13 protein-coding genes and 1 tRNA gene are annotated in these 13,823 nt (G+C 35.6%); 4 read left to right on the top strand and 10 right to left on the bottom strand.

From position 1 onward, the window contains the following. Positions 1-817: transcription termination factor Rho (gene rho, locus ACIPNH_RS01285; RefSeq protein WP_400771164.1), on the top strand; the 817-nt coding region annotated here is incomplete at its 5' end. Between the two features lie 166 nt (positions 818-983). Here rho and ACIPNH_RS01290 read toward each other — a convergent pair. Together ACIPNH_RS01290 and ACIPNH_RS01295 are read right to left on the bottom strand one after the other, a co-directional pair. Further along, the gene (locus tag ACIPNH_RS01290) at positions 984-1,460 is read right to left on the bottom strand and encodes an RDD family protein (RefSeq protein WP_006279800.1); all 477 of its coding nucleotides are present in this window, start codon (positions 1,458-1,460) and stop codon (positions 984-986) included. A 22-nt stretch (positions 1,461-1,482) separates the two neighbouring features. Next, the gene (locus tag ACIPNH_RS01295; protein WP_006279799.1) at positions 1,483-2,019 is read right to left on the bottom strand and encodes an RDD family protein; all 537 of its coding nucleotides are present in this window, start codon (positions 2,017-2,019) and stop codon (positions 1,483-1,485) included. Between the two features lie 145 nt (positions 2,020-2,164). On the opposite strand from ACIPNH_RS01295, the gene icd reads away from it, so the two are divergent. Further along, entirely contained in the window at positions 2,165-3,601 is a 1,437-nt protein-coding gene (gene icd / locus ACIPNH_RS01300) for an isocitrate dehydrogenase (RefSeq protein WP_400771169.1), read from the top strand. A gap of 27 nt (positions 3,602-3,628) precedes the next feature. Then, positions 3,629-4,267 (top strand): endonuclease III, encoded by a 639-nt coding sequence (nth, locus tag ACIPNH_RS01305; RefSeq protein WP_151807622.1) that lies wholly within the window; start codon positions 3,629-3,631, stop codon positions 4,265-4,267. A 117-nt stretch (positions 4,268-4,384) separates the two neighbouring features. Here nth and dapE read toward each other — a convergent pair whose 3' ends face one another. Then, entirely contained in the window at positions 4,385-5,581 is a 1,197-nt protein-coding gene (dapE, locus tag ACIPNH_RS01310; RefSeq protein ID WP_264724001.1) for a succinyl-diaminopimelate desuccinylase, read from the bottom strand. A 42-nt stretch (positions 5,582-5,623) separates the two neighbouring features. Between dapE and ACIPNH_RS01315 the strand changes: the two genes are divergently transcribed. Continuing rightward, the gene (locus ACIPNH_RS01315; RefSeq protein ID WP_400771174.1) at positions 5,624-6,904 is read left to right on the top strand and encodes an iron-containing alcohol dehydrogenase; all 1,281 of its coding nucleotides are present in this window, start codon (positions 5,624-5,626) and stop codon (positions 6,902-6,904) included. A 170-nt stretch (positions 6,905-7,074) separates the two neighbouring features. On the opposite strand, the gene ACIPNH_RS01320 is transcribed toward ACIPNH_RS01315, so the two are convergent. From ACIPNH_RS01320 to dnaE, 7 genes are all read right to left on the bottom strand, one after another. Continuing rightward, a tRNA-Met gene (locus ACIPNH_RS01320) sits at positions 7,075-7,147 on the bottom strand. Continuing rightward, positions 7,147-8,439 carry an adenylosuccinate lyase gene (gene purB / locus ACIPNH_RS01325; protein WP_155969087.1) on the bottom strand — a complete coding sequence of 431 codons (1,293 nt, stop codon included), beginning with the start codon at positions 8,437-8,439 and terminating at the stop codon, positions 7,147-7,149. Before purB ends, ACIPNH_RS01320 begins: the two co-directional genes overlap by 1 nt. Then, a complete protein-coding gene (locus ACIPNH_RS01330) occupies positions 8,436-8,633 on the bottom strand; it encodes a hypothetical protein (protein ID WP_246484351.1) in 198 nt (65 codons plus the stop codon). Before ACIPNH_RS01330 ends, purB begins: the two co-directional genes overlap by 4 nt. Before the next feature lie 32 nt (positions 8,634-8,665). Next, complete coding sequence (gene rplI / locus ACIPNH_RS01335) at positions 8,666-9,220, bottom strand: 50S ribosomal protein L9 (RefSeq protein WP_007548891.1); 555 nt, start codon at positions 9,218-9,220, stop codon at positions 8,666-8,668. 7 nt (positions 9,221-9,227) lie between these two features. Further along, positions 9,228-9,503 carry a 30S ribosomal protein S18 gene (rpsR, locus tag ACIPNH_RS01340; RefSeq protein ID WP_400771179.1) on the bottom strand — a complete coding sequence of 92 codons (276 nt, stop codon included), beginning with the start codon at positions 9,501-9,503 and terminating at the stop codon, positions 9,228-9,230. After that, a complete protein-coding gene (locus ACIPNH_RS01345) occupies positions 9,503-10,276 on the bottom strand; it encodes a 30S ribosomal protein S6 (protein WP_155969085.1) in 774 nt (257 codons plus the stop codon). The genes rpsR and ACIPNH_RS01345 overlap by 1 nt, the downstream gene beginning before the upstream one ends. Before the next feature lie 48 nt (positions 10,277-10,324). After that, the gene (gene dnaE / locus ACIPNH_RS01350) at positions 10,325-13,654 is read right to left on the bottom strand and encodes a DNA polymerase III subunit alpha (RefSeq protein ID WP_400771182.1); all 3,330 of its coding nucleotides are present in this window, start codon (positions 13,652-13,654) and stop codon (positions 10,325-10,327) included. Between the last annotated feature and the right edge of the window lie 169 nt (positions 13,655-13,823).

The raw sequence follows: 13,823 nt of genomic DNA on the forward strand, positions 1-13,823 counted from the left end.
GTGTAATAATGGTGATGATAAAAAAGGCTTAAGCATGCGTGCTATAGATATAGTAGCTCCTCTTGGAAAAGGGCAAAGAGCGTTAGTAGTTGCTCCACCTCGCACAGGAAAAACAGTATTGCTTCAGCAAATGGCTAACTCTATAGCTATAAATCACCCTGAAGTAGAATTAATAGTGTTACTTATAGATGAAAGACCTGAAGAAGTAACAGATATGATACGTTCTGTAAAAGGTGAGGTAGTAAGTTCTACATTCGATGAGCCTGCTTACCGTCACGTACAGCTTGCTGAAATAGTAATAGAAAAAGCTAAAAGAATGGTTGAGCATAAAAAAGATGTGGTAATTCTACTTGACAATATTACTAGACTTGCACGTGCTTATAATGCGGTTATTCCTTCGTCTGGGAAAGTTCTAACTGGTGGTGTAGATTCAAACGCACTGCAGAGACCAAAACGCTTTTTTGGAGCAGCTCGTAATATTGAGAATGGGGGTTCTTTAACTATAATCGCCACAGCTCTTATAGAGACTGGTTCAAAAATGGATGAAGTTATTTTTGAAGAGTTTAAAGGTACAGGAAATGCTGAGATCATACTTGATAGAAAACTTTCTGATAAACGTATATTTCCAGCTATTGATATTACAAAATCCGGAACAAGGAAGGAAGAGCTATTAGTTGATAAGGCTATACTAAATAAAATATGGGTGGTGCGTAGGATACTCAATCCTATGGGACCCGTTGAAGCAATGGAATTCTTACGTGACAAACTACTTTTAACAAAGAGCAATGCTGACTTTTTTAACTCCATGAATCACTAAAAGTAAGCCAGTTATGATGGATATGCTGAGCAAAAAGTAAAACGCTCTTATAGCTAAAATAATTTGGATTTACCAAAATATATTTATAGTTAAGTTGGCAATTTACCTTAAGTTAGCGCGTGACACTGGAATGACACCCTTGGTGGCAGACAGCTAAAGGAAAATATCAACTAGGTTTATAATCTATCACTACCGTGTTTGCAATTTTGTCGTGAAAAGCTTGTTTATGTTCATCACCTACTGCACATACTAAAACTAAGATTAGTATAGCTAAGAATAAAATGGGATTACAAAGTGATATGCAATAAATTATAAAAAGAGCTATAGTCCTTTTCATTGCTTGCATTGTAGTGATTGACTCAAATGTATCTTTGTCTTTTACACGCATGCTAAATAACAAGTGTCCTGGAGTGCCGCCAAATTTTACTAGCATGAATATATGAAATATACATGGTATCATTAAAAATAAAGAAAATACAATCGTGGTGATTACAATTATTGCACCCATGATCCCTTGTATTGCGTGTGTAAGTGAGAAACCCACCGCCATTAAACCAAATGGTATTGCGATAAATAAAATACAATCAACTATAAATGCTAGAGTACGTCTTGTCATCGTTGAGTAGTTTACTTTTTTATCCATGTACTACCTATAAAGAAAAATATCAACTAGATTTATAGTCTATCACTACTGTTTTTGCAATTTTATCGTAAAAAGTCTGTTTGCGTTGATCAAATACTGCAAACAAAAATAAAATTAGCACAATTAAAAGATATAGAAAAGTATAACCATGATAATGCAGATGAAGCAAAAAGCGAAAAATAATCCAGATGCTTCCCTTAGAAATACATCTTATTGTTGCTTGCATAAGGGTAACATTTGTAAATGTATTAGCATCTTTAATATGCATACCACACAATAGTTTTCCTGGGGTACCACCAAGTTTTGTTACCATTAATATTTTGGATATTGTTAGTACTAATGTTGCGACCACTGTAGAAACTATAAATGGTATTTCTGTTGCTAGTTGTGCAAGTTCCTGAAAAGAGTCTTTATCTTGATCTTGTAATGATACGATGAATACACCATAGATAAAACCGAAGATAAAATGAGGGGAAAATATGATGAGGTCAAGTATTTCTGCTACAATACGCCTTGTAAATCCTACATAGTTTACTTTAACATTTATTTCAGTATTCATAACCCCACCTATATTTCATAATATCATCATATGATATAAAAATACGTTATTAAATAACCGTAAATATACTAACTTGGGTAATATTAGCTACTTGTGCCACTCTATTATTTAAATTAATATTAAATCATTTATAACTAGGGAAGTTATGTCAACACTAATCACAGTTGCATATGGCGACGGTATCGGACCAGAAATCATGGAAGCGGTGCTGTCGATATTGCGCGAAGCAGAAGCGGAAATCTCAATAGATATTATTGAAATAGGGGAGCGTGTTTACAGTAAAGAATGGTCTCACGGAATTTCTCCAAGTGGTTGGGAATCAATTGAAAGGACAAAAATATTATTAAAATCTCCGACAACAACTCCTCAAGGTAAAGGGCACAAAAGCTTAAACGTTGCACTCAGAAAAAATCTAGGGTTGTATGCAAATATCAGACCATGCATTTCATATCATCCTGTTATAGAAAATAAATTCGATAAGTTTGATATCGTAGTGATACGTGAAAATGAAGAGGACGTTTACACCGGAATAGAGCATAGGCTCACTGGTGACTCTTACCAATGCACTAAAATTATTACTAGATCTGGCTCAGAGAAGATATGCAGGTACGCTTTTGAATATGCAAAAAAACACAACAGAAAAAAAGTAACTTGCCTGACTAAAGATAACATCATGAAAATGACTGACGGAACTTTCCATGCCGCGTTTGATCGCATTGCAAAGGAATACCCAGATATAAAGGCAGAACATTATATAGTTGATATTGGAATGGCGCGTGTTGCAACAGAACCGGAGAATTTTGATGTTATAGTAACCGAGAACTTATATGGCGACATATTATCAGATATAGTCGCACAAACCTCTGGATCTGTGGGGCTTGCCGGAAGTAGCAACATCGGGAATGAATACGCAATGTTTGAAGCAGTGCACGGTTCTGCCCCTGATATTGCAGGAAAAAACATAGCCAATCCTTCTGGTCTTTTAAATGCTGCAGTGCATATGCTAATTTACATAGGTCAAGTGGGTACTGCAAAACTAATCTACGATGCATGGCTCAAGACTTTGGAGGATGGAATACACACTGCCGATTTATATAAGGAGAAAAGAAGTAAACAGAAAGTTGGTACCAAAGAATTTGCAGAAGCTGTTATAGATAATTTAGGAAAGAAACCTGCTGAGCTTATAATTGGCAGTGGTTCGGATAGTAAAATAAATTTGGATAGTAAAATAAATAAAGTACAAGACAATTACGAACAAGATTACAAAGTTAAAAAGCTAGTGGGTAGTGATATAACTCTCGCTTGGGACAAATCCAGTAATGTTGATCAAATAGTAGGATTATTTGAATCAAGTAATCTGCAAATGATAGCAATATACTCAAGAGGACTTGCGATTTGGCCAGGAAACTCAAAACCTTCAAGTGACCAAATAACCTGTAGGTTTATCGCAAATAATGAAAAGCAAGCTATTACAAATAGTGATGTAAATAACTTGCTAATCAAACTCGAAGAACACAATTTTGACGTGGTGAGAATGGACAAATTGTATTTGTATGATGGGAAAGAGGGGTTCTTTGTTTAAATATTTAAAAGAGGTGTGGTAAATGAAATGGACTCAAAAAAAGTAGAACTAATATTTGAAAAGTTTCAACAATCAAATCCTGCGCCAAAAATAGAGCTAAATTATACCAATCATTTTACGTTACTGGTTGCGATAGTTTTATCAGCGCGGACAACTGATGTAAGCGTTAATAAAATTACAAGAGAACTATTTAATATCGCTGATACGCCAGAAAAAATGCTGAGCTTTGGGCAGAGTGAGCTGAAAAAATGCATAAGCAGTATTGGTTTATATAATTCCAAAGCAAAAAATATAATCGGGCTTAGTAAAATATTGGTAGAACGATACAACAGCAAAGTACCTACTAATTTTGATGATTTGGTGTCTTTGCCTGGAGTGGGGAGAAAGAGCGCTAATGTGTTCTTAAATTCGGGGCTTGGCATTCCAACATTGGCAGTTGATACTCACGTTTTTAGAGTGAGCAATAGAATTGGGCTTGTGAAAGAAAAAGATGTGTTTAAAACAGAGCAATCTCTTTTAAATGTGGTTCCCAAAAAATACCTGCTTTATGCTCATCATTGGCTAGTTTTGCATGGTAGATATGTTTGCAAAGCACAGAAACCTTCGTGTGAAACGTGCATAATTCATGATTTATGTGAATTTAAGTGCAAAAGGTATAAAGTCTAGTATTTCTTCTTTTGTCATCCAAGTAGCTATAGAAACGAAAAAACTTACTTGACACATTTTGCTGGAATGACACCAGTTGTTATTCAGACAACAGTTATGCAAGAGATCTGATTACATCTAAGCTAACAATGGACCACTAGATATATTACTAACTACGTTGACCTGATTCAATATTTTATTAGTGGGATTGAAATAATTTTCTATAAATTCCTTATATATAGCTGTTAACTTGTGTATATCGTTTACTGATACGCATTCGTTTATCTGATGTGCAGTTTTGTTGATTATACCAAATTCAATCACTGGACAAACATCTTTGATAAACGCAGCGTCAGATGTGCCACCACTTGTGCTCAGCGCAGCATCAATACTGGTAACTTTATTTATTGCATCAAGCATAATATCAGTATTCCTATCGGGAGTAGAGAGGAAAACGTCCCTGCTGCTATGCATAGAAAGCTTATAATCGTTAGTTACACTAGAGCATATTTCATCAATCAGCTTATATAGGCCACCCGGTGTTTGTTCATTGTTATATCGAATGTTAAAACATGTAGTTGCTGAACCAGGTATTAGATTGCTAGTATTATTTCCAACATCGATAGTAGTAACTTCGCAATGTGAAGGCTGAAAATATTTATTACCACGATCAAAAGTAGTATTTTTTACCTTACTCAATATCGATATTACCTTATATATTGGATTGTCTGCTAGGTCTGGGTAGGCAACGTGCCCTTGTTTTCCATGGCAAATTAATTCAAATGTTACAGAACCTCTTCTGCCTATTTTTATGGTATCACCTAATTTCTCACTACTGGTTGGTTCAGCAACCACACAGAAATCCACCTTTTTTTGCTTACTTTTCATCCATTCCAAAACTGCCTTTGTTCCATATTCTTCCGTGCTTTCTTCAGCACTGGTAATCAATGCACTTATCGAACCATTAAATTGAAACTTCTCTGCAATCAAATTTACCATAGCAGCAATAAACGCAGCTACTCCGCTTTTCATATCAGCCGCCCCTCTTCCATATAATATACCATCCCTCACTTCTGGATTAAATGGACCAAATGCCCAATCTTTTAACTGACCCGGTGGTACAACATCAACATGCCCAGCAAAGCACAAATTTGGTACTCCATTTATATATTTCGCATAAAGATTTTTAACTTTATCACCAAACTCTAAAATTTCACAATCAAAGCCGCTCTTCTTGAAGATTGTTGCTATATACTCTATTGCCCCGCTGTCTTCTGGTGTTATACTCTCAAAAGAGATCAATTTCCTAGTTAGCTCTACAGGGTCAATTTTCATGTCAATCTTAAAATACTTATACTGCTATATTGTAAACACTCTATGCACTATTTAAAACAAATATTACATCAAACCGAACAAACTTTTCTAAGGGAAGTAATAACAGATTACTACCTTGCTGATGATATCTATGAAATATGCACACGACACGGAAATGACGTCTTTCTAGTTGCAGATAAAAATACAGCAAAACTTTTAAACAAAAACGTACTTAATAAAATTCCTAACTTAATTATTCCAGCTCCACCTGTCATTCCAGCGCGTGACACTGGAATCCATAAGTTGTTTTCCTGGATCCCAGTGTCAGCTACTTGCATGACACCAAGCAGAGCTGCCTCTCTTGAAACCGTAAATCTAGTTAGAAACAAAGCAAAAGACAGTGACTTAATAGTTGCATTTGGTAGCGGCACTGTTAACGATATCTGCAAATATGCAAGCTACCTCGAGAAAAAAGATTATATATCGTTCCCAACAGCCGCTTCTATGAATGGATATACCTCTGCAAATGCTTCAATATTAGTAAATGGATATAAAAAATCGTTCAAAGTACATCTTCCAAGAGCAGTATATATAGATATAGACATACTTGCCAATGCACCACTGCGTCTCACATTAAGCGGATTTGCAGATTTCATTTGTCGTTCAACAGTTCAGGCTGACTGGCTACTATCTCATTTGTTGCTTGGCACAGAATACAATGAATTACCTTTTACACTTGTTCGCGATTTGGAGCAAATTTTGCTAAGAGAGTATACGGCGCTTACTAAAAGAAGTAGAAAAGTGGTCCTATTACTTATGGAAGTTCTACTAATTTCAGGACTTGGAATGGTAATATCAAAAGGCAGCTATTCTGCAAGCCAAGGAGAGCATATGATAGCTCACGCAATGGAAATGGTAACAAGAGATCATTCCTTACTACATGGCGAAAAAATTGCTGTTACGACGATTACCATGGCTAATTTGCAGGAAAAGATATTATCAATACAAAACCCGATTATCAAACCGACCACTTTAGATGTAAAACATATAACTCAGTGCTTTGATAATATCGAATTTGTAAGAACTTTTGAACAGAAGCAAATTATGCAGCAAAAAATCCAAGAGATTATTTGTAAAGAATGGCATAATATTTCCAGTTTAATTAAGCAAAATTTACTACCTGCAAAACACCTGCAAAAAATATTTGAAGATCTATCAATTCCACACTTACCAGAGCACCTCAGTTGGAATAAAGAACAATATTGTAAAGTGGTCGATCTTGCGTTTACAACAAGAGATAGATTCACCTTTCTTGACTTAGCTAACTGCATAGAAGAAAGTTAAGTTTTGTAGTGAAATTCTGTCATTTAAAGAGATCATAGGCCAAAAGCTAAACCCTTTTCACAATTTCTTATCCATTGTCTCTTCACCTGAGTGGATACACAACTCACTCCAAGTAGTTGACACTGGGTTTCACCAATAGCACTATCTTGCTAAACATAGTTTAGTGCAAGTGGCTGAGGAGGGACTCGAACCCCCGACCAAGAGATTATGATCCTCCTGCTCTACCAACTGAGCTACTCAGCCTAATTGAAAACCTTGCTATACATGTGACCTACATGTTTTGTATAGTATTTCAAATCAAACAAAGATTCAAGTTTTTCCGAGTTAATAACCTTAAGTAAGAGTTTATCTTGTTTCAATTCGGCCAGAAAATCACTGTTGTTTTGTTTCACTTTCATTGCATTGCTCTGAACAATTTTATACGCCTCTTCCCTCGCCAAACCACTATTTACTAACTCAAGCAATACACGCTGTGAGAAAACTAAACCTTTTGAAGAATTTAAGTTCTTTTCAATGTTTTCCTTATTGATCACCAATTTATCTATCAAATCTGTTAATCGCACTAAAGCAAAATCCATTGTTATACAAGCATCAGGAGCAATGCATCTTTCCACAGACGAGTGTGATATATCACGTTCGTGCCACAATGCAACATTTTCTAACGCAGGAAACACATAGCTGCGTATTAAACGTGAGAGCCCAGTTAAATTTTCACTTAAAATAGGATTACACTTATGCGGCATAGCAGAACTCCCCTTTTGCCCAGTGGAAAAATGCTCAGAAATTTCGCCGATTTCAGTTCTTTGCAAATGACGAATTTCAATTGCAATATTTTCCATTGAGCTTGCAATCACTCCCAAAACTGAAAAGAACATGGCATGTCTATCACGAGGAATGATTTGAGATGATATGGTTTCAGGTATGAGTCCCATTTCTTTCGCTACATACTCTTCAACAAACGGATCAACATTTGCAAAATTGCCTACCGCACCTGATATTTTACAAATTGAGATTTCTTTTTGCGCGCTAATTAATCTCTGATAATTGCGTTTAAATTCAGCATAAAATCTGGCAAATTTTATTCCAAGAGTTGTTGGTTCTGCATGCATTCCGTGACTGCGTCCAACACAAACAATATCTTTATAGTCCTCAGCTTTTTTTTTCAATGCTGCAAGTAAATTTTTTAGATTCTCGAGCAAAATATCACAGGACTCTTTCAGTTGCACCGCAAGGCATGTATCCAAAACATCAGAACTTGTCATTCCATAGTGGAGATAACGAACATCAACTCCCGCTTTTTCAGCAACATATGTCAGAAAAGCTATAACATCATGTTTTACAATGGATTCAATTTCGTTGATACATTCAACATCAAATTCAATAGCACCAGAGAGGTTCTCAGCAATATTATTTGGAATCACTCCTAATTTTGCTTGAGCTTCACACGCTAATTTTTCTATTTTAAGCCATATATTAAATTTATTATTTTCCTCCCAAATGGAAGACATTTCTTTTCTGCTATAGCGGGGAATCATTTTTGATTTATTCCAATAATGGTGTCATTCCAGTGCGTGACACTGGAATCCAGATATAAAAGTATTTGCAAATTATTCAATGGACAACGGATTCTAGAAGCATAAAATAATGTCCATGATGAAATAAACTGGATCCCAGTGTCACGCACTGGGATGACAGGAGGGGAGCACTGGGATGACACCAGCTTAGCCATGGCAGACATTTCTTTTCGGCTATAACAAGGGATCAGCTATCATCACCATCAGCAGCTTCTTTATTCGCATCTTGCTCTGCCTCTTGTTGCTCAGATTTCTGATTTTGCAATTTTACTTGCCTTAGCTCATTTGCATCTGTTTCGGATTTCACGACGTATATAGTAATTGGTACTACTACTTCACTATGTAATTCTACGTTTACTTGGTATTCACCCAAGTTTTTGATGCTTATTCCACCAAAAGATAAACTACGATGATCTATCACATGTCCTTCTTGTAGTAAAATTTTCGCAATTTCACGTGTTGTTACAGAACCAAAAATTTTACCATCCTCTGAAGCTTGCTTTATTAATACCACAAACTTATCATGTAGTGACAACGCAAGCTCTTTTGCTACATTTAATCTTTTTATATTCTCTTCTTCCAGTAATAAACGTTGCTCCTCTAGCTTTGTTAAATTTTCCTTGGTAGCTTTCACCGCTTTTCTTTGTGGAAAAAGAAAATTACGTGCATAACCTGGTTTAACTTTAACAACTTCACCAAGCTTACCTAAAGTCCTTATATTTTCCTTTAAAATTATCAACATAAATTACCTAAACTTTTTTAGTACAGTAAGAAATAAGAGCTAAAAAACGTGCCCTTATAATCGCTAAGCGTAACTTCCTTTGTTTTTTTGCACATACGCCTGTTAATCTTCTAGGTAATATCCTACCATAGTCAGAGGTAAACTTGGATAATAAATCTATATTCTTATAATCTATGTCTTCATCTTTAGACGCAGCAAGAGGGCAAACTTTAGAACGCCTAAAGCCAGTCCTATTATTTACAGATACGTAAGAATTATTAAAACTATTTCGTCTTTTCATCATTATGCGCTTTGCTCCTCAATTTGTTTATTCATCATATGAGATTTACCTTCAAAAATTTTATCAACCTGCACAGGAAAGTGGCGAATAACGTTCTCATTAAGTTTCATTCTACGCATAAATTCATCCAGAATGCTTGCAGTAGAACTTATGCACATTATACAATAATGACCGCTCTTCATTTTATTTTTGTGATATGCAAAATCCAAAAGACCCCAATGTTCATACTTGATTAATCCTGATGCTTCAATGTTTTTCAAAAGCATTTCCAACGCTTTGCTCGATTGAGTTGGACCGTTTATTCTAAAATCTTTCAAAATATCTTGAAAAATCTTTATTAGATGTTCTGAAATATTTCTCTTCAAAGCATTTACTGCGTTATGGATAAACGCACTTTTAGTACTGCCTCCTAGAAATTTTGTAAAATCTTGCATTATTCCTAAATCTTTTAGGTCATCTTTCAACTCTTTATCGATTTTTGACTTCACTTCTTTCAAATTTGAAAGATCTTCTTCCAATTCAACCCATAAAATTTTTGTAAGATCTTCCAAGAAATCAGAGTAAGCAACTAGACCTTCTTTAATGTTTTCAGCACGCACTTCTAACTCTTGTGTTGTAAGCTTGTCATTTCCTTTTTTCAGAATATCCCTGATTTGCTGGAACATAACATCTGCTTTAATATTTTTCAATGAAACAGCTAGCTCTTGGACCATCTCCTCTACTTCTTGCTGTAACAATCCTTGTTGTGCTATAAAAGTAAATTCATAAAGATTCACTATATCTTCCTTTAATACCGATTAAATATTTCATTATATAAAGCTTTTTTATATAAGCAAGTTATTTGTATTAATTTCTACGCCTTTAATCCAGCTTAAGTTAGATATTTCATAAATAACTTGAGGAGCAATTGAGTATGCACCTGGTAATAAGATGCTCACTTTATGTTTTTCGAGAAGAAGTTTTAGCATTATTTTGGTTCTGCCTTCATCTTTCAATATTGTGTTTAATTCCATAGCGGCTTTTTGCGAATCCGTGCACTCAGTGGTGAGAACTAATTCTTTTATTATAGAAGTGACTCTTTTTGTAAACTCAGATATATCCTTGCCTGCTAATCTTGTCGTATTTTCCGAAGCTTCAAGATCAATTATCACAAATGTTCCTGGTGAAAATAAATCTCTTTTTTCTTCTATTATTTCATTATTATAGAATGCTATTTCAGAAACGTTATGGGGATCAGAAAGTGTAAGGATAACAAACCTTCCACGCTCTGAAGTTCTCATACGTGCATTTAATATTACCCCAGCAGTTTTTGCTGTTCTATTTTCTCCGATAAACCCAATATTTAACTTTTCCAGAAGAGTTCTAAATTTTTCAAGTGGATGATTAGTTAAATAAAATCCTAGTGAAAATAACTCATGTTCTAATTTTTCCTCCTCATCAAAATCTTCCACATTCTCAAGTTTCGGTTTGAGGACATCAAGACTACCAAACAAAGCAGCTTGACTTGATTCTCTATCCTGTTTGTTTTTATTTGCAAAGTAAATCAGCATGTCCATTGACTCATATAGCTGCTTTCTGTTCTTATGCACGCTATCGAATGCTCCGGATTTAATCAGGCTTTCTAGCGCTCTCTTATTTATTATATGACCTGAATTTTGAATGAATTCCCATATGTCCTTACAAGCGCTTGAACGTACGTTCACTATTCCTTCCGCTATAGAAAAACCAACATTCCTCAAGGCAGCAATACCATAACGTATGCGTTCATCCTCTATTGAGAATTCAGCTTGAGACTTGTTTATATCAGGTGAAAGAACGGTAACGCCACTAAACTTTGCTGCATGATAAAATAAATTCAGTTTATCTCTATCATCAATATTCAGATTCATTAGTGCTGTAAAAAATTCTAATGGATAATTAGCTTTAAGGTAAGCCGTTTGATAAGATATAACCGCATATGCTGCAGCATGAGATTTATTGAACCCATAACCAGCAAATTTTGCAACAAGGTCAAAAATATAACTTGCCCTGTCATAATCAACGCCATTCTTCGTTGCCCCTTGGATGAAAAGTTCACGTTGTTTATCCATCTCTTCCTTGATTTTCTTACCCATGGCACGTCTTAGCAAATCTGCTTCTGCGAGACTATATCCAGAGAGAATACGCGCTATTTCCATCACCTGTTCTTGGTAGATTATTACCCCAAACGTTTCTTTTAATATTCCCTCAAGTAATGGATGAATATAATCTGGCTTTTCAAGTCCATGTTTTCTTGCAACATAAGTTGGAATGTTATCCATAGGTCCTGGACGATAAAGAGAGATTAAAGCGATGATGTCCTTGATGCAGTCTGGTTTTAACTTGATTAAAGCTTCTCTCATTCCCGAACTTTCAAGCTGGAACACTCCAATTGAATCACCGCTAGAGAGCATCTCATAGGTTTTTTGATCATTCAAAGAAACTGAAGAAATATCGATCTTTTTTCCATCACGATTAATTAAACGACATACATGATCTATTAGCGTTAGCGTACCAAGCCCAAGAAAATCAAATTTTATTAGCCCAGCTTTCTCCACATATTTCATGCTGTATTGAGTGATTGGCAAAGCTGAATTTGGATCATAATACACAGGAACAAAATTTTCCAACTTTTGATCACATATTACAATTCCAGCAGCATGGGTTGAAACGTGACGATATATCCCTTCAAGCTTAAGAGATATATCAAGAAGCTTTGCAATTACCTCATCACTATCTCGTTCTTTCTGCAGGTTTTGATCAAGCTCTATCGCTTGCGATAAAGTTACAGGATTTACTGGATTAAATGGAACCATTTTAGATATTTTATCCACTTGAGAGTAAGGCATTTGTAATACCCTCCCAACATCACGCAATACTGCCCTTGCCTGCAATTTTCCAAAAGTGATGATTTGAGCAACATAACCGTACTTTTTCTGAACATAATCAATAACCAGGTCTCTTTTTTCCTGGCAAAAATCAATATCAAAGTCAGGCATCGATATACGATCAGGATTCAAAAATCTTTCAAATATTAGGCCAAACTTTATTGGATCAAGGTCTGTAATCTGCAAGCCCCAAGCAACAATTGATCCAGCACCAGAGCCTCTTCCTGGACCAACTGGAATGCCATTTGCTTTGCTCCAACGAATGAAATCAGAAACTATCAAAAAGTAGCCAGCGTAGTTCATCGAAGTTATCACACTCAGTTCGTAATTCAGCCGATCGTAGTATTGTTTAAGGTCTATGTCTGTCTCATTCGCAATACGGAATTCTAATCCTGCAACTGCCTGCTCCCTCAGTTCTTCATTCTCAGTTTTATTTTCTCGACAAGGAAATTTAGGCAAAATAGGCTGCCTGCTTCTTGGCATGTAAGAGCACCGCTTAGCTATCACTAAAGTGTTATGAATTGCTTCGGGAATGTCGCTGAACAGCTCCTCCATTTCTGCCACAGACTTGAAGTAATGCTCGGTAGTTAACTTCTTTCTATTATTCTCCAGGGCATAACTCCCCTCCGATATACACGTTAATATATCATAAGCCTCATAGTCAGACCTATTTGGAAAAAATACATCGTTCGTTGCAACTAGTGGTATATTGCGCTGATAAGCAAAGTCTATCAAAGCTTCTTCAAGCTCTAGCTCTTTATTCAGCCCATGACGCTGCAATTCAACATATAAATGACCATTGAATGCTGAAAGCAGTTTTTCAACCGTTTCTTTATCTTGCCCCAACAATAGTTGAGCCAAACATCCACCGGTTAAAGCGATCAGACCCGTACTTAAATTCAATAGCTCATCAAAATCAACGTAAGGAATATCGCTGTTATTCTTGCGCTTTCTAAAAGACTCACTCACCAAAGTGACTAAATTAGTGTACCCTTGCTCATTTTTTGCAAGCAATAATATAGGTAAATTTTGTTCTGAATGTTTAACTATAATATTGCATCCTATTATTAGCTGTATTCCCCTACTTGCCGCATATTCTGCAAACTCAAGTGAACCAAATAAATTACCTGAATCAGTAATTGCAACCGCTGGCATTTTATTTCGCAAACAAAGGCCGATCAGCTCCTCAATTTTAACCGAGCTTTCAAGCAGCGAATAAACACTATGAACACGCAAGTGTATGAACATAAAAAACTTTAGATCAACAAAAAAGGATAACATTAATTTACTCATGAGAACATAATTTTCATGAGAACAAAAGCCTATAAAATTCTAAAATTAAAATACAAAAACTTACTTGACACCCTTCGCCAGCGCCCTTATCATGATAGTGAAGCTATTGTATTTGCTTTCGCCA

The organism is Wolbachia endosymbiont of Drosophila barbarae (assembly GCF_044752445.1).
Taxonomy (GTDB): domain Bacteria; phylum Pseudomonadota; class Alphaproteobacteria; order Rickettsiales; family Anaplasmataceae; genus Wolbachia; species Wolbachia pipientis.